We start from the raw sequence: 14,686 nt of genomic DNA on the forward strand, positions 1-14,686 counted from the left end.
TAATATACGCCCCGTGTTGCGGAGAGCTGGCCGAGTGGCCGAAGGCGCTCCCCTGCTAAGGGAGTACACCTCAAAAGGGTGTCGGGGGTTCGAATCCCCCGTTCTCCGCCATTATTTGCTTAGTACGTTGCAATCTGGTTTTTTCGCTAAGTTGTTGAAATTAAACGAAAAAATAGCTTTACATAGAGATTGAACGGCCTATAATGCGCGGCAACAAATGCACTCGTAGCTCAGCTGGATAGAGTACTCGGCTACGAACCGAGCGGTCACAGGTTCGAATCCTGTCGAGTGCACCATTTAAGAGTTAGTTGCAGCAATGCAGGTAGCTCGGCTTCAACCAGTTGTGATCTGGTCTAAAAACACAATATGCACTCGTAGCTCAGCTGGATAGAGTACTCGGCTACGAACCGAGCGGTCACAGGTTCGAATCCTGTCGAGTGCACCATACAAACAAAAAGCCCGCCTAGTGCGGGCTTTTTGCCGTCTGGGGCTTGTGTGGATTTTTATCTTTTTCTCCTCCTTCATGTGTTTTCCATTCAGGTGATGGCGTCGCAGTTGAATAGGTGCGGCCAATACTCAACTTTGGCTCGCAAGCGCTTGTTCTTTCCAGTTTTTTGACGTTAAAAACGGACGCACGGTGTATCATTGCGCCCGTCAGCCCCGCCGGGGCTTGTGGAATACCTCCATGGACTTACCCAGTAGTTACTCAGTACCCCGTTTTACCAATCATGAATTGACTGATTGATCCTTCCGGCGTGCCCCGCTGCTGGGAGTGGAGTTCGCCTATGACCGAAGTAGAAGTAAAGAAAACTCAAGAAAGCCTGCAGGATCGCCTGGCTCAAGTCATCGAGCTGCTGCAGCGCCAGCGTGTGGTCGAAGATTTCACGCACCGCCAGGATGGTCCGAATAACGACCTCGTCGAGAACCTGGTCCACCGGCAAAACCTCGTCGAGTTGCAACGCAAACTCGATGACCTGCACTCCGCCGACGTTGCCTACATTCTCGAGGCCTTGCCGCTGGATGATCGACTGACCTTGTGGCAGTTGGTCAAGGCTGACCGTGACGGCGACATCCTGCTCGAAGTATCCGACTCGGTCCGTGAAACCCTGATCGCCGACATGGACGATCACGAGCTCCTGGCGGCCGCCAGGGAGATGGATGCTGACGAACTGGCCGACCTGGCTCCAGAGTTGCCGCGTGATGTTGTCCATGAATTGATGGAGGCCCTCGACGGCCAGCAGCGTGAGCGCGTGCGCTCCGCGTTGTCCTATGACGAGGATCAGGTCGGTGCGCTGATGGACTTCGAGATGGTCACCATCCGCGAAGACGTCAGCCTGGAAGTGGTCTTGCGTTACCTGCGCCGGCTGAAAGAGCTGCCGAGTCATACCGACAAACTGTTCGTGGTCGACTATGAAGGCATTCTCAAGGGCGTGCTGCCGATCAAGCGCCTGTTGGTAAACGATCCGGAGAAAAAAGTTGCTGACCTGATGGCCAGCGATACCGTGAGCTTTCACCCGGATGAAGATGCCTACGACGCAGCGCAGGCCTTTGAGCGTTACGACTTGATCTCTGCCCCGGTGGTCGACAAGAACGGCAAGCTGATCGGCCGTCTGACCATCGACGAAATCGTCGACTTGATTCGTGAAGAGAGTGAAACCGAAGTCCTCAACATGGCAGGTTTGCGTGAAGAGGAAGATATTTTTGCGTCAGTCTGGCGTTCCCTGCATAACCGTTGGGCCTGGCTGGCCGTTAACCTGATTACCGCGTTTATCGCCTCCCGCGTGATCGGGCTGTTCGAGGGTTCCATCGAAAAGCTGGTGGCCTTGGCGGCGTTGATGCCGATTGTGGCTGGCATTGGTGGTAACTCGGGTAATCAGACCATCACCATGATCGTGCGCGCCATGGCGCTGGACCAGGTCAGTACCGCTAACTCTTCGCGCTTGCTGCGCAAAGAGTTGGCAGTGGGCCTGATCAATGGGCTGGTGTGGGGTGGGGTGATTGGCGTGGTGGCCTACTTGCTGTACGGCAGTTGGTCCCTGGGTGTGGTCATGACCGCCGCCATGACTCTCAACCTGTTACTGGCTGCCTTGATGGGCGTGTTGATCCCCATGACCCTGGCACGCCTCGGGCGCGATCCAGCCATGGGCGCCAGCGTGATGATTACGGCCATGACCGACAGTGGCGGCTTCTTCATCTTCCTCGGTTTGGCGACGATCTTCTTACTCTGATGTGTCTTGCGCGGGCTCCCTCTGCGTAGCAGCTGGCGAGCCCTGGCGAGGCTTCGGTGTGTCAGGCAGGCTGCAAACGCAGCCACACCAGGGCTCGCCAGCTGCTACGTGATAAACATCTCGGGCCCTCTATAAATTCCAGGCAAAAAAAAGCCAGCACATGGCTGGCTTCGGCTTTCAGTTGCAGATCAATTGGCTTCTGCGGCCGCCTCGACGTCGTGCGCGATAAGCGAGACAAGGGCATTTTGCTGGCGGTGGGAGAGCTGACGAAAACGCTGCAGCAGTTCGCGTTCGTGCAACGACAGCTCGGGGCTGTCCAGACGCATGCTCAGCTCGTCACCCAACGCACCTTCCTGAATAAGGCTCTGCTCCAGGCGCGCGATGATTTCGGAGTTCATGCTGCGGTGATGATTGCGAGCCACCTCGGCAATGCGTTCCCGCATTCCGTCTGGCAGACGTACGACGAACTTGTCAGCCGTACGGCTGGAATAAATTGCCTGTTTCAATGGGCGCATATATTTAACCGGTTAGTTCAGGGGAGCGGTTATTGGAATTGGCCGCAAGATGAGTGTTAAGACAAGACTCACGACCAAAGTTCAACCCGAATTGCAAAGAGGCCGCATCATGCCTCAGATTTGCCAGTTCCTTGGCGTCAATTCTGTGACAAATATTGAACTGCCTGAAGGCTTTATGCCAGCACTCATTTGCATTTTTGCGGACTGGTTGGAAAACTTTTCCACGAGTGATTCCACGAGGGAACTTCCCTTAAGTCCAGGCCAACACAGGGTTTGAGGCCGCACATCCTATAGCAAAGTGGCCTTTTGCCCTTCATTTTAAGACTAGTGGCAATTTGCCGATTTACTAGGACGAAGCGACATAAGGTAGGGGGAGAGCAGAGAAGGGAGGGGTCAGCGTACAACCGGGTCAAATTTGATTCGGCGACCCATGACAAGCGTCAGCAGAAGCAGGCTTGCGAAAACACCGGCAGTAACGAATGCGCTGGTTTGCCCCTCCTGAGAGCTTGCACTCAGGCCCAGAATGCCAGTGGCGATGGTCAGGCACAGAAACAGCCAGGCAAATTTGCTCATGATCAGTGTCCTTAGAAAACCCAGTGTTCAGGTGCAGGCTCGGCCTGGGTGCCTTGAGTCAGGCGTATTGGTGCTTGTGCGTTCGGTGTCATCACGGCCAGTTGCGGGCGTTGTTGCAAGTGGTGGGGGACTGCCTGCTGGCTGATCTGAGCGGGGTCGTTGCTGCCAGTCGATTGAAAGTGGAACATCACCAGTGCAGCCAGGGCGACGGTGTTGAGAGCTAACAGAAGGGCACTGTTCATGGTCATGTTCTCCGTTTAATGCCTTGGCTGGATGGGGCTTGCAGGAGAACTGTTGCAGGTGTCGTGCCAATGTATTAATCCAATTAAATCAATGGTTTGAGTTTGATTTGATGGGGCGGGTGATTGCAATTTGCAATGCTGGCATTTTGGAGGGTTGCATTTTGCACGATCAGGCCAAGTGCCCGTATTTGCGGGGCGAAACCGCGATCGCTCCGGTAAGGCTCGGCCTACACTCAAAAAGCCCACGGACGACATGACAAAACCCACTTCGGCCGTTAACATGCACGCCGTCTGTCGCAGTCCCCTTGGCCTGATGGCTGTCATTTGTCTCAGTAGCTCAATTGGATAGAGCATCCCCCTCCTAAGGGGAAGGTTGGCAGTTCGAACCTGCCCTGGGACACCAGATTCGAAGCCCGTAAGAAAGCCTCGCACAGAACCTCCTGGCGGGGCTTTTTTGTGCGTACTCGATCTTTTTGCTCGCGGGTCGAACCTTGCCGCCGATCAAGGTTCACAGCAGGTGCTGTGATGTATTTGTTGCAACGATGTACCTTGCGCGCCATCCGACAGCGTCTGAGCTGTTAAGCAAAATAATCCCCGGAAACAGCGCATGTTGCCTGTCCGGACCCGGTCACCCCGGACTATCATGCCGATAGCCCTGTCTCTCACCGCAAGGAGCCGCTCGGAACGCCGATGCGCCAGATCTGGAAATCTTTTCGAGCCCTTTATTTCGCCTCCTTGATGATGCTGATTGGCTCCGGCCTGCTCAGTACCTACCTGGCCTTGCGCCTGGCGGCCGACCATGTCGACAGTCTATGGGTGGGTGCGCTGATGGCGGCCAACTACTTTGGCCTGGTACTGGGCGGCAAGATCGGGCATCGCCTGATTGCCCGGGTAGGGCATATCCGTGCCTATGCCACCTGTGCAGGGATTGTCGGTGCGGCGGTGTTGGGCCATGGCCTGATCGATTGGCTGCCGGCCTGGATTGTGCTGCGGATAATCGTGGGTCTGGGAATGATGTGCCAGTACATGGTCATCGAGAGCTGGCTCAATGAGCAGGCAGATGCCAAACAGCGTGGCGTGGTGTTCAGCGGTTATATGATCGCCTCCTACCTGGGGCTGGTATTGGGCCAGTTGATACTGGTAATGCATCCCCAGCTTGGCCTTGAGCTGCTGATGCTGGTGGCGCTGTGCTTCGCCCTGTGCCTGGTGCCGGTGGCCATGACTCGGCGCATTCACCCGGCAGCCTTGCATCCTGCGCCGATGGAGCCGCGCTTCTTTATCAAGCGTGTGCCGCAGTCGCTGAGTACGGTGTTGGGGGCGGGGTTGATCGTCGGTTCGTTCTACGGTCTGGCGCCGCTGTATGCCTCCCAGCAGGGGTTGAGCACCGAACAGGTGGGCCTGTTCATGGGTAGCTGCATTTTTGCCGGGTTGCTGGTGCAGTGGCCGCTGGGCTGGTTGTCGGATCGTTATGACCGCGCGCTGCTGATCCGCTGCTTCGCCTTGTGCCTGGCGGTGGCGGCACTGCCGTTGGCAATCATGACCCAAGTGCCGCTGGAAGTGCTGTTTGTGGCGGGCTTCCTGTGTTCCCTCGTACAGTTTTGCCTGTATCCATTGGCGGTGGCGTTTTCCAACGACCATGTGGAAGGGGATCGTCGGGTATCGCTGACGGCCATGCTACTGGTTACCTACGGTATCGGCGCCAGTGTCGGGCCGTTGCTGGCGGGTGTGGTGATGAAGCTGTTCGGCAGCCAGATGCTGTACGCATTTTTCAGTCTGTGCGCGCTGATCCTGGTGTGGCGAATCCGGCCTAAGGCGGTGACCAATCTGCACCAGGTGGAAGATGCCCCCCTGCATCACGTGGCAATGCCTGACAGTATGTCGAGTTCACCGCTGGTGGCTGCGCTGGACCCGCGGGTCGACGAGCAGGTGGTGCAGGAGCAGATGCAAACTGTCCCCGATCCCGAGCCGCAGGTCGATCCAGAGCCGCCGACGGATGAGCCCGCTTTCGAAGGGCCACCCGAGCCCCTGGGGCCGGATGAGCATCCCCACGAATTGAGCAGGGCGCGCCCCTGAAAGCAAAAACGGGTAGATCCCAAAGGGTCTGCCCGTTTTTTCTGTGATCGTTAAAGATCAAAAATCGTCGTCTTTGTCGAACCGTCGTGCTTCACGCTGCAGTTGGTACACAAAGCGCTCGACCTGGCGTTGCACCAAACCACTCATGTTGTGGAAGCGCACGCCGGCAAAGGTCGTGTTGATCCTTTCTTCGAAGTGCAGGTATCGCAGTTCGACGGCGGTGGTCATGCTGCCAAACGACAGGGCTGCGATAAAGCGGTCGTAAACCTGGCCCAGTTGCAGGCGCTCGGAAATATCACCTTCAAAACGCAATTTGCAGCCGGTGGCGGAAATATCCAGCAGTTTGCCGTTGACCGGCAGTTGAAGTTTCTCGCCGCCCAGCTCGATATTCACCAGTTGAGCCAGCTTCAGTGCGGCGCGGAACGCGTTGCGGCGCTGATGGTAGACCACCTCGTCCGGCAGGCTGCCGGTATAGATACGGTGGCCGCCTTTTTCGCCGATGGTCAGGGTGCCATTGCTTTCCCAGGCGACGCGTACGCCATCATGGAAGCCTTCGATGCGAAAGGGTTCGCCGTTTTCGAGGTGGCGCTCGCCGTCGCGGGGGATCATTTCGTCCAGCGCCAGCATGTTGCTGTCGCGGTTGACGTCCACCAGGTAGCTCTGGAAGCGCTGGCTGCGTTCGTGGAAAGTGATGATCAGCGGGTCATGGCTGTCTTGCAGCATCCGCAAGGTGCCGGCGATTTCCAGAGGCGTGGTGAGGACCTTGGGTGGCTGCGGGGCATCTTCCGCATTAAGGGCGTTGAACACGGTTCTTCCATCTCCAGACAAAATACGACTACACGCAAGAACCGGCATTTTGCCAGCATGTGGCGGGCCTTGGATAGGGCGCGCTGTAAACCGGTGTCAGGCTTGGCTGCGGGTGCTTGGCTTGACCAGGCGCGAGGTGGAGCCCTGGGCGTTATAGAGTGCCGGAGGCTCTCCGCCGTGGAGTATACGCAACTGGTTGGCGGTCGTAGCTTGCTGAAGCTGGATCGACTGACCATTAAGCAGGTTGGCTTCCTGGCACTGGGCGAGCAATTGGTTGAGTTCTTTGCTCTGGGCCAGCAGTTGATCGCCGACCGAGGAGTGGCTGGCCAGCTGCGCCAGGCCGTCGTGGTCTGCTGGCAGGCCGAGGCTGATGAGGATCTGGCTGCGTTTTTTGCCGTGCTGTTCCAGCAGGACGATCAATGACTGCTTGCGCGCCAGAATTTCTTCCAGCAACGGCATGTCCCGGCCATAGAGGGCCAGTGATTCTTCTTTGAGCAGCTCGAGCAATTGCTGCGTCGGCGCTAGATCATCAATGATCAGTTGAAGCAAATGTTCGTCGTGATGCATGGCTGGCCTTGGGTTTTAAGCGTCCAAAAGCCCTGCGCAGGCCTTTGCCTAGCGCTCGGCTTCGAAGTTAAGCAGCTTGCTGGCTACACGGTTGCTGTCGACTTTATAGCTGCCATCGGCGATCGCCTGCTTCAATTCGGCCACGCGGGCTTTATTGACTACCGGTTGATCGCGCAGCGAGTCAGTGACCTTCTGCAACTGTTGAGCCTCATTGCTCAGGTGTACGGATTCCCCGCTTTGGCTGGCACTGGCCTGTTCTGCCTTGGCGGGCAGCGCCGGGGCCTTGGCTTCTACGCTGTCCTTGGGGCTGGTGGTGCGCGTAGTGCCTGACGTAGTCGGGGCGTTATTCAAACGGCTGAAATCGATGACCATGATAAAAAAACCTCTGGGTATTTGGACGCTTGCCATGTTTTCGGCAATACCCGGACAAACTTTAGGCGCGAATGACAATAAATCTCCGCACGGGATATCTCGTTCACAGTGTAGGAAAACCCAGCGTCCTGTACCAGTGATCTATAAAGCGACCTCGACTTGCCCTGGGGCTGTCACCCGCGCTTTGATCACGCGGTTGGAGTTGAGGTTCTTGACTCGAATCTGTTCGCTCATGCCGCCGTTGGACAGTGCCTCGCCCGGCATTTTCACATTCAATCCGCCGCTGCTCGCGGAAATCACCACCTGATCGCCCTTGCGGATGACCTCGGCCTGTTCCAGATGCACCAGGGTAATGACCTGATCGGTGACCACTGGTCGGGTCAATTTCTGTCCGATGGCCTGGTCCAGGGATGTCAGGTAACCCTGGCTGATCTGGCTGATGTCGCGTTCACGCAGTGCAACGTCCTCGAAAGCGATGATGCCCGTGCGTTTCAGCGGGCGAGCAACCACCACCACATCACGGAACAATTTGACCTGGGCCGGCACGAACACCGTCCAGGGCGAGGCGCCTTCGCAGCGTACCTTTACCGTCACGCGCCCGATCGGTTGGGCGGGGCTTTCCAGGGTCGCTGTCAATTCCTTGTCGCACATGGGCATGCGCAGGCGCGGGTCCAACTGGTTGACCTGGATTTCATAACGCCCCGGCGTCTGTGTGGTCGCCAGATAATCTTCTACAGTGAACTCAAGAAAGCCTTGAGTGACGCCGATAAGTAGATCAGGCAAGGTGACGTTCTCTGCACGGGCCGTGGTGGCCAGGCTGAAGGCGAGCAGCGCCAACGGTGCGCAGAGCAATCTGCAAAACCATGTCAGGTGAGGGCGTCGGGAAACTGTCGTTTTAATGTCCATATTCAACAAATAGCAAAGCTCGTGCCGTTTAGTGTTGGGGGCGCGCCGCCCTTGTAGGTATAGCCAAAAGTTTTAGCGTAGGAGTCATGGCATGGCAGGAGTAATGGATTCAGTAAACCAGCGCACACAGCTGGTAGGGCAGAATCGCCTGGAGTTGCTGCTTTTTCGTCTGGATGGCAAGCAGCTGTATGGCATCAACGTATTTAAGGTGCGGGAAGTGCTGCAATGTCCCAAGCTGACGATCATGCCCAAGTCCAGTCCGGTGGTGTGCGGTGTGGCGAATATTCGTGGTGCGACTATCCCGATTCTTGACCTGGCCCTGGCCACCGGTTCGGCTGGCCTGCAGGATCGCGAGAACCCATTCGTGATCATTACCGAGTACAACACCAAGACCCAGGGTTTCCTGGTGCGCTCGGTGGAACGCATCGTCAATATGAACTGGGAAGAGATCCATCCGCCGCCCAAGGGCACTGGCCGCGATCACTACCTCACGGCGGTAACGCGGGTTGATAACCAGTTGGTGGAAATCATCGACGTGGAGAAGATCCTCGCCGAAGTCGCACCCACCTCGGAATCGATTTCCGTGGGTGTGGTGGACGCCGAAACGGCGCACAAGGCCGTCTCGCTGCGTGTGCTCACGGTGGATGACTCCTCAGTGGCGCGCAAACAGGTGACCCGCTGCCTGCAAACCGTCGGCGTGGAGGTTGTGGCGCTCAATGATGGTCGCCAGGCGCTGGATTACCTGCGCAAGCTGGTGGACGAGGGCAAGAAGCCGGAAGAAGAATTCTTGATGATGATCTCTGACATCGAGATGCCGGAAATGGACGGTTACACCCTTACGGCTGAGATACGCAGCGATCCACGCATGCAAAAGCTGCACATCATCCTGCATACTTCGTTGTCGGGCGTATTCAATCAGGCGATGGTCAAGAAAGTCGGTGCCGATGACTTCCTGGCCAAATTCCGTCCTGATGACCTGGCATCCCGGGTAGTCGACCGGATCAAGGCAGCAGATCACAGCTAGGGGTTTGTCCCCTGGCGGTCATACGATTTTAGAGGCGGTATCAGTGTCTACGGGTAATTTGGATTTTGAACAGTTCCGGGTCTTCCTGGAAAAAGCCTGTGGCATATTGCTCGGTGAAAACAAGCAATACCTGGTATCCAGCCGTCTTAACAAACTGATGGAGCAGCAGGGCATCAAGTCCCTGGGCGAGTTGGTTCAACGGATCCAGGGGCAGCCGCGCAGTGGGCTCAAGGAGATGGTGGTCGATGCCATGACCACCAACGAAACCCTGTGGTTTCGCGACACCTACCCCTTTGAAGTGCTCAAGAGCAAAGTGCTGCCGGAGGCCATCAAGGCCAGCCCGGGCCAGCGCCTGCGTATCTGGTCGGCCGCCTGCTCCTCAGGACAGGAACCGTACTCGATTTCGATGTCCATCGATGAGTTCGAGCGGACCAACATGGGCCAGCTTAAAGCCGGGGCGCAAATCGTCGCCACCGACCTGTCAGGCACCATGCTCACCAACTGCAAGACCGGCGAGTACGACAGCCTGGCCCTGGGCCGTGGTTTGTCCCAGGAACGCCTGCAACGTTACTTCGACCCGAAAGGGGCGGGGCGATGGGCGGTCAAAGCGCCGATCAAGAGTCGCGTGGAGTTTCGCTCGTTCAACCTGCTCGACAGCTACGCCAGCCTGGGCAAGTTCGACATGGTGTTCTGCCGCAACGTGCTGATCTACTTCTCGGCCGAGGTGAAGAAAGACATCCTGTTGCGCATCCACGGCACCCTCAAGCGTGGCGGTTATCTATTCCTCGGTGCATCCGAGGCGCTCAATGGCCTGCCGGATCATTTCCAGATGGTGCAGTGCAGCCCTGGGATCATCTACCAGGCCAAATGATAATGTGGGAGGGGGCTTGCCCCCGATAGCGGTGTATCAGTGATAGAGACATCAACTGATCAACCGCTATCGGGGCAAGCCCCCTCCCACATTTGTTTCTGCGACAAAGTTGAAGAAAGCGGCAAACCCCATTGCCGCTTTACTGGCGCCACGCGGAAGCCCATTGCCGCTTTTCTGGCATTGCCGCCCGGCAAGCTCCGCGCAACCCCTTGATTTACTGTGTTTTCAGATATTGGCATGCGCCTTGCTATAACCCTGTTAACGAACAGCAGGTCAGCCTAAAGGTTTCCGCCATGAGCATCAGCTTCGATAAAGCGCTCGGTATCCACGAACAAGCCCTGGGCTTCCGCGCCCAGCGTGCCGAAGTCCTGGCCAACAACATTGCCAACGCCGACACCCCGAACTACAAGGCTCGGGACCTGGACTTCTCCGCCGTGCTCGCCGCACAGCAGGACAAGACCAAGAACGGCACCTTCGCCTTGAACATGACCAATAGCCGTCATATCGAAGCGCAAGGCCTGAGCAGTGGGGACGAGTCGCTGCTGTATCGCACGCCGATGCAGCCGTCGATCGACCAGAACACCGTCGACGCCCAGCTGGAGCAATCGGCCTACGCCGAGAACTCGGTGAACTTTCAGGCCAGCTTTACCCTGCTCAACAGTAAATTCAAAGGGCTGATGTCAGCCCTGCGTGGAGAGTAAGCCATGTCCCTGTCCAGTGTTTTCAATATTGCCGGCAGTGGCATGAGCGCGCAGACCACGCGCTTGAACACCGTCGCCAGTAACATCGCCAACGCCGAGACCGTGTCTTCGAGCATCGACCAGACCTACCGCGCCCGTCACCCGGTGTTCGCCACCATGTTCCAGGGCGGCCAGAGCGGTGGCAGCGATTCGCTGTTCCAGAACCAGGATGCCGCCGGCCAGGGCGTGCAGGTGCTCGGTGTGGTCGAAGACCAGAGCAACCTCGAGGCCCGTTACGAGCCGAACCATCCTGCCGCGAACGAAAAGGGTTATGTCTATTACCCCAACGTCAACGTGGTCGAGGAAATGGCAGACATGATTTCCGCCAGCCGCTCGTTCCAGACCAACGCGGAAATGATGAACACCGCCAAAACCATGATGCAGAAGGTCCTGACCCTGGGTCAGTGATAAGGGGCGCCAAATAATGGCCATCGTTGATACCACGACCAATTCGGCAGTCCAGGACCTTTTTAACTCCAAGGTCAAGACCGCTACAGACAACACCACCGTCGCCGACGCTACCAAGACCGCGACGGGCAGCCAGTCCCTGGGCAAGGACGCGTTCCTGCAACTGCTGGTGACCCAACTGAAAAACCAGGACCCGCTGTCGCCTCAGGACAACGGCGCGTTCGTGGCTCAGCTGGCGCAATTCAGCAGCCTGGAAGGCATCAACACCCTGAACGACTCGGTGAATGCGATCTCCAGTAATTTCAGTTCGTCGCAAGCGCTGCAGGCGTCGTCTCTGGTAGGTCGTTCGATCATCACCCAGACCAACAAGGCCTTGGTGGACACGAGCAAGAGCATGACCGGTTCGGTGGCGGTGACTGCGGCGACGGGCAACGTTGCCATCAAGATCACTGACAAAGACGGCAATGTGGTCCGCACCATAGATATGGGTGCCCAGAGTGCGGGTAACTCCGACTTCATCTGGGATGGCAAGAGCGACAACGGTGAGGTCGCCCCAGCCGGCACCTACACCTTTGCGGCGACGACCAAGAACGACAAGGGCGAATCGGTGGCCATGGCGACTTCGTTGCCGGCAACGGTGACCAGCGTGACGTTGAGCAAGACCGGCGGCGAAATGCTGCTGAACCTTGCAGGTGGCATGGGCAGCGTCAAGCTGTCGCAAATTCAGACTATCGGTACATAGAGCCGGCTAAATACGGCAGAGGGAGAGAAACATGTCTTTTAACATCGGCCTTAGCGGCCTCTATGCGGCCAACAAACAACTGGACGTGACCGGCAACAACATCGCCAACGTCGCGACCACTGGCTTCAAGTCGTCCCGTGCGGAATTCGCGGATATCTACGCCGCGTCCAAACTGGGCACCGGCCAGAACAGCATCGGCAACGGTGTGAACCTGGCAGCGGTGTCCCAACAGTTCACCCAGGGCGACGTCAACGGCAGTGGCGGCATCCTGGACATGGCGATCCAGGGCGGCGGCTTCTTCGTGCAGAAAGGTAGCGACGGCTCGCTGGAGTACACCCGCAGCGGTGCTTTCCGTGCCGATAAAGACGGCTATATCACTAACAATACCGGTACCTCGCGCTTGCAAGGCTACGCGGCGGACGATGAGGGCAAAATCATCAAGGGCGGTCTGACCGACCTGCAATTGAACCTGTCGAACCTGCCGCCGAAGGCGTCTACCAAGGTGGACTCCACCAGTAACCTGAACTCCTCGGAACCGGTGATCAACCAGACGCTCAAGCCATTCGACCCGACGGACACCAGTACCTTCACCACCCAGTACAGCACCACCTTGTACGATGCCCAAGGCAACGCACACCCGATGGTGCAATACCTGGTGAAAACAGACGGCAACAAGTGGAACGCCTACACCCTGATTGATGGCCGTAACCCAGACGGTTCGCCGCCGACGGGCGGCACCCCGGCCACCCCACCGGTACCGTCGACGCTGGCCTTTGACGGTTCGGGCACGCTCACCAGTGTCACGACGGGCGGTGTGGCCAATAACACCCTGACCATTACCGGCTGGGTCCCCGGTACAGTGACCGATGGTGTTTGGACGGCAAACGGTGCGACGGCGAACCCAGCGGGAATCGCCATCAACATGGCCAACATCACCCAGCACAACTCGGCCAGCTACCGTAACCCTCCGATCACCGATGGCTACGCCACCGGCCAGATCACCGGCCTGAAAATCGATGGCAATGGCGTAATGTTCGCCACGTTCAGCAACCAGCAGAGCAAGGCCATCGGCCAGATCTCCCTGGCCAGCTTCAACAACGAGCAGGGCCTGCAGCCAGCCGGCGGCACCACCTGGAGAGAGACCTTCGCCTCGGGCCAGCCAGGTTACGATACCCCGCAATCCGGTACCCTGGGTTCGATCGTGGCCAACTCCCTGGAGAACTCCAACGTCAATCTGACCAACGAGCTGGTGGACCTGATCAAGGCCCAGAGCAACTACCAGGCGAACGCCAAGACCATCTCCACCCAGAGCACCATCATGCAGACCATCATTCAGATGACCTGATGCTGTTGGTCTGACCCCCAAAAAGAAAGAACCCCTCGGCCGAGGGGTTTTTTTTTGCATTGATTTTTTGGAAGGGCTGCCTGCTCAAGAAGTCACACGTTTTGATGGAACTGCCTACACCTTTTGCTCCACCCATTGGGCCATAGGTCTGTAAAGGGCGACGGCTATGTGGGGCGGATTGATATCGGGCAACAGGGATCAGGTGTATTGGCATGGTGGAACGGGTGCACCGCGCACCGAGGAAACCCAAGACAGCATAACTAAAGATAAGGACGCCGTTTTAACACTACTCAAGGAACTGGAGGAGGCTCAGAAAACCTCCAAGAACCAAACTGTTCAAGACTTGCGTGACAAGCTGAATGATTTGCGTAAGAAGTTGGGGGAGGAGAAGTTCAAGGAGATTATTGAGCAGCTAAAGAAAGACGCGCCTAACAGTTGGCTTGAGTTTATGAAGGCACTGTTTCCTGAGCTGTTTCCAGATGACGTATCTACTGATGCTGAATCGCAGGCAGGCCGCGGGGGAGGTGTCGGTGGTTCAGGTGGTGGCGGTGGTGGACGCGGTCGCTACGAGGGCGGGGGGGTAGACCGTGGGGGCTTAGCGTTAGGAGAGAGGATGGGTAACTTGCCGGTCACGGCGGGAACTCATCAAACCAATTTCGAGCCGGGTAGCTACAAACCTGGTGAAATGCCGAAAGATCTTTTTTCCGGTGCTTATCAGGGGCAAGCAGGCAATTGCGGGGCTATCTCGGCCTGTAAGGCGATGATTGCGCAGTATGGGCCGGCGGGTGTGTTTAAAGATATCAAGCGCGATTCGGCGGGCAATTATGATGTAACCCTCAAAGACGGCAAGCATGTCAGGGTTACACAAGCGCAGTACCGTGAGTCAGCAGCAAAGGCTCAACTATGGGGACAGGATCCCAAGTTGCTTGGGTTTATGAATCTTATGTTGGCCGTGAACAACGTTCAGGCAATGAACCAGCGTAACGATGGGGTTTCCGGGAGAAGTTTCAGCGAAGCCATTGACAGCATCAATGATGGGGAGTGGGCTAAGGAGACTTTTGATCGGTTGGGCTATAAAAATCTTGTTGAGAGAGTCAGTCCTTCTGAATTGGCCAGTGGCAGGCCCGGTACCTTGGACAACTCGACACATTCGGTGGCGGTAATGGGCCGTAGTGAGGATCGATGGGGTACGAGATTCCGCGATACACGCACTGATCCCAATTTGATTGCCTGGGGCTTTAAGCGGGGATATGCGTAAGTAAGAAGAGAGATT

At 57.1% G+C, this 14,686-nt stretch carries 16 protein-coding genes and 4 tRNA genes; 13 read left to right on the forward strand and 7 right to left on the reverse strand.

Annotated features, from left to right (window positions below):
* Positions 1 to 20 precede the first annotated feature (20 nt).
* The 4 genes from FBY10_RS29655 to mgtE all read left to right on the forward strand — a co-directional run bounded on the left by FBY10_RS29655 (position 21) and on the right by mgtE (position 2,228).
* A tRNA-Ser gene (locus tag FBY10_RS29655) sits at positions 21 to 111 on the forward strand.
* A gap of 108 nt (positions 112 to 219) precedes the next feature.
* A tRNA-Arg gene (locus FBY10_RS29660) sits at positions 220 to 296 on the forward strand.
* 72 nt (positions 297 to 368) lie between these two features.
* Positions 369 to 445, forward strand: a tRNA-Arg gene (locus FBY10_RS29665).
* A gap of 340 nt (positions 446 to 785) precedes the next feature.
* Complete coding sequence (gene mgtE, locus FBY10_RS29670) at positions 786 to 2,228, forward strand: magnesium transporter (protein WP_065926188.1); 1,443 nt, start codon at positions 786 to 788, stop codon at positions 2,226 to 2,228.
* Positions 2,229 to 2,416: 188 nt separating this feature from the next.
* Here mgtE and FBY10_RS29675 read toward each other — a convergent pair whose 3' ends face one another.
* The 3 genes from FBY10_RS29675 to FBY10_RS29690 all read right to left on the reverse strand — a co-directional run bounded on the left by FBY10_RS29675 (position 2,417) and on the right by FBY10_RS29690 (position 3,558).
* Positions 2,417 to 2,743 (reverse strand): Arc family DNA-binding protein, encoded by a 327-nt coding sequence (locus FBY10_RS29675; RefSeq protein WP_003175643.1) that lies wholly within the window; start codon positions 2,741 to 2,743, stop codon positions 2,417 to 2,419.
* Positions 2,744 to 3,136: 393 nt separating this feature from the next.
* Positions 3,137 to 3,316 carry a PA3371 family protein gene (locus FBY10_RS29685; RefSeq protein ID WP_131697786.1) on the reverse strand — a complete coding sequence of 60 codons (180 nt, stop codon included), beginning with the start codon at positions 3,314 to 3,316 and terminating at the stop codon, positions 3,137 to 3,139.
* A gap of 11 nt (positions 3,317 to 3,327) precedes the next feature.
* Positions 3,328 to 3,558, reverse strand: coding sequence for a hypothetical protein (locus tag FBY10_RS29690; protein WP_145338712.1), 231 nt, complete (start codon positions 3,556 to 3,558; stop codon positions 3,328 to 3,330).
* A gap of 326 nt (positions 3,559 to 3,884) precedes the next feature.
* On the opposite strand from FBY10_RS29690, the gene FBY10_RS29695 reads away from it, so the two are divergent.
* Positions 3,885 to 3,961: transfer RNA gene (locus FBY10_RS29695), tRNA-Arg, on the forward strand.
* Positions 3,962 to 4,248: 287 nt separating this feature from the next.
* Positions 4,249 to 5,631, forward strand: coding sequence for an MFS transporter (locus FBY10_RS29700; protein ID WP_131697784.1), 1,383 nt, complete (start codon positions 4,249 to 4,251; stop codon positions 5,629 to 5,631).
* A 57-nt stretch (positions 5,632 to 5,688) separates the two neighbouring features.
* On the opposite strand, the gene FBY10_RS29705 is transcribed toward FBY10_RS29700, so the two are convergent.
* The 4 genes from FBY10_RS29705 to flgA form a co-directional block, all read right to left on the reverse strand.
* Positions 5,689 to 6,438, reverse strand: coding sequence for a flagellar brake protein (locus FBY10_RS29705; RefSeq protein ID WP_131697783.1), 750 nt, complete (start codon positions 6,436 to 6,438; stop codon positions 5,689 to 5,691).
* 96 nt (positions 6,439 to 6,534) lie between these two features.
* Complete coding sequence (locus tag FBY10_RS29710; RefSeq protein ID WP_027607781.1) at positions 6,535 to 7,005, reverse strand: flagella synthesis protein FlgN; 471 nt, start codon at positions 7,003 to 7,005, stop codon at positions 6,535 to 6,537.
* A 48-nt stretch (positions 7,006 to 7,053) separates the two neighbouring features.
* Positions 7,054 to 7,377, reverse strand: coding sequence for a flagellar biosynthesis anti-sigma factor FlgM (flgM, locus tag FBY10_RS29715; protein WP_131697781.1), 324 nt, complete (start codon positions 7,375 to 7,377; stop codon positions 7,054 to 7,056).
* A gap of 141 nt (positions 7,378 to 7,518) precedes the next feature.
* Positions 7,519 to 8,283 (reverse strand): flagellar basal body P-ring formation chaperone FlgA, encoded by a 765-nt coding sequence (flgA, locus tag FBY10_RS29720; protein ID WP_145338711.1) that lies wholly within the window; start codon positions 8,281 to 8,283, stop codon positions 7,519 to 7,521.
* Between the two features lie 91 nt (positions 8,284 to 8,374).
* On the opposite strand from flgA, the gene FBY10_RS29725 reads away from it, so the two are divergent.
* From FBY10_RS29725 to FBY10_RS29755, 7 genes are all read left to right on the forward strand, one after another.
* The gene (locus tag FBY10_RS29725) at positions 8,375 to 9,307 is read left to right on the forward strand and encodes a chemotaxis protein CheV (RefSeq protein WP_032886773.1); all 933 of its coding nucleotides are present in this window, start codon (positions 8,375 to 8,377) and stop codon (positions 9,305 to 9,307) included.
* 43 nt (positions 9,308 to 9,350) lie between these two features.
* The gene (gene cheR, locus FBY10_RS29730) at positions 9,351 to 10,178 is read left to right on the forward strand and encodes a protein-glutamate O-methyltransferase CheR (protein ID WP_090400438.1); all 828 of its coding nucleotides are present in this window, start codon (positions 9,351 to 9,353) and stop codon (positions 10,176 to 10,178) included.
* Positions 10,179 to 10,471: 293 nt separating this feature from the next.
* Entirely contained in the window at positions 10,472 to 10,879 is a 408-nt protein-coding gene (gene flgB / locus FBY10_RS29735; RefSeq protein WP_003175633.1) for a flagellar basal body rod protein FlgB, read from the forward strand.
* A 3-nt stretch (positions 10,880 to 10,882) separates the two neighbouring features.
* Positions 10,883 to 11,326 (forward strand): flagellar basal body rod protein FlgC, encoded by a 444-nt coding sequence (flgC, locus tag FBY10_RS29740; protein ID WP_024076985.1) that lies wholly within the window; start codon positions 10,883 to 10,885, stop codon positions 11,324 to 11,326.
* Between the two features lie 16 nt (positions 11,327 to 11,342).
* Positions 11,343 to 12,068 carry a flagellar hook assembly protein FlgD gene (gene flgD, locus FBY10_RS29745; protein ID WP_131697779.1) on the forward strand — a complete coding sequence of 242 codons (726 nt, stop codon included), beginning with the start codon at positions 11,343 to 11,345 and terminating at the stop codon, positions 12,066 to 12,068.
* Positions 12,069 to 12,099: 31 nt separating this feature from the next.
* Positions 12,100 to 13,413 carry a flagellar hook protein FlgE gene (flgE, locus tag FBY10_RS29750; RefSeq protein WP_131697778.1) on the forward strand — a complete coding sequence of 438 codons (1,314 nt, stop codon included), beginning with the start codon at positions 12,100 to 12,102 and terminating at the stop codon, positions 13,411 to 13,413.
* Positions 13,414 to 13,579: 166 nt separating this feature from the next.
* Entirely contained in the window at positions 13,580 to 14,671 is a 1,092-nt protein-coding gene (locus FBY10_RS29755) for a hypothetical protein (protein ID WP_145338709.1), read from the forward strand.
* The last annotated feature ends 15 nt before the right edge of the window (positions 14,672 to 14,686 follow it).

The sequence above is a fragment of the Pseudomonas sp. SJZ103 genome (assembly GCF_007828335.1).
GTDB lineage: Bacteria > Pseudomonadota > Gammaproteobacteria > Pseudomonadales > Pseudomonadaceae > Aquipseudomonas.

Bases quoted from the DNA above. Each gene is read 5' to 3' on its own strand.
- FBY10_RS29755 (WP_145338709.1), top strand. From the start codon at position 13,580: ATGTGGGGCGGATTGATATCGGGCAACAGGGATCAGGTGTATTGGCAT.
- flgE (WP_131697778.1), top strand. From the start codon at position 12,100: ATGTCTTTTAACATCGGCCTTAGCGGCCTCTATGCGGCCAACAAACAA.
- FBY10_RS29675 (WP_003175643.1), bottom strand. From the start codon at position 2,743: ATGCGCCCATTGAAACAGGCAATTTATTCCAGCCGTACGGCTGACAAG.
- flgD (WP_131697779.1), top strand. From the start codon at position 11,343: ATGGCCATCGTTGATACCACGACCAATTCGGCAGTCCAGGACCTTTTT.
- FBY10_RS29725 (WP_032886773.1), top strand. From the start codon at position 8,375: ATGGCAGGAGTAATGGATTCAGTAAACCAGCGCACACAGCTGGTAGGG.
- flgM (WP_131697781.1), bottom strand. From the start codon at position 7,377: ATGGTCATCGATTTCAGCCGTTTGAATAACGCCCCGACTACGTCAGGC.
- mgtE (WP_065926188.1), top strand. From the start codon at position 786: ATGACCGAAGTAGAAGTAAAGAAAACTCAAGAAAGCCTGCAGGATCGC.
- FBY10_RS29685 (WP_131697786.1), bottom strand. From the start codon at position 3,316: ATGAGCAAATTTGCCTGGCTGTTTCTGTGCCTGACCATCGCCACTGGC.
- FBY10_RS29710 (WP_027607781.1), bottom strand. From the start codon at position 7,005: ATGCATCACGACGAACATTTGCTTCAACTGATCATTGATGATCTAGCG.
- FBY10_RS29700 (WP_131697784.1), top strand. From the start codon at position 4,249: ATGCGCCAGATCTGGAAATCTTTTCGAGCCCTTTATTTCGCCTCCTTG.
- flgC (WP_024076985.1), top strand. From the start codon at position 10,883: ATGTCCCTGTCCAGTGTTTTCAATATTGCCGGCAGTGGCATGAGCGCG.
- flgB (WP_003175633.1), top strand. From the start codon at position 10,472: ATGAGCATCAGCTTCGATAAAGCGCTCGGTATCCACGAACAAGCCCTG.
- flgA (WP_145338711.1), bottom strand. From the start codon at position 8,283: ATGGACATTAAAACGACAGTTTCCCGACGCCCTCACCTGACATGGTTT.
- FBY10_RS29690 (WP_145338712.1), bottom strand. From the start codon at position 3,558: ATGAACAGTGCCCTTCTGTTAGCTCTCAACACCGTCGCCCTGGCTGCA.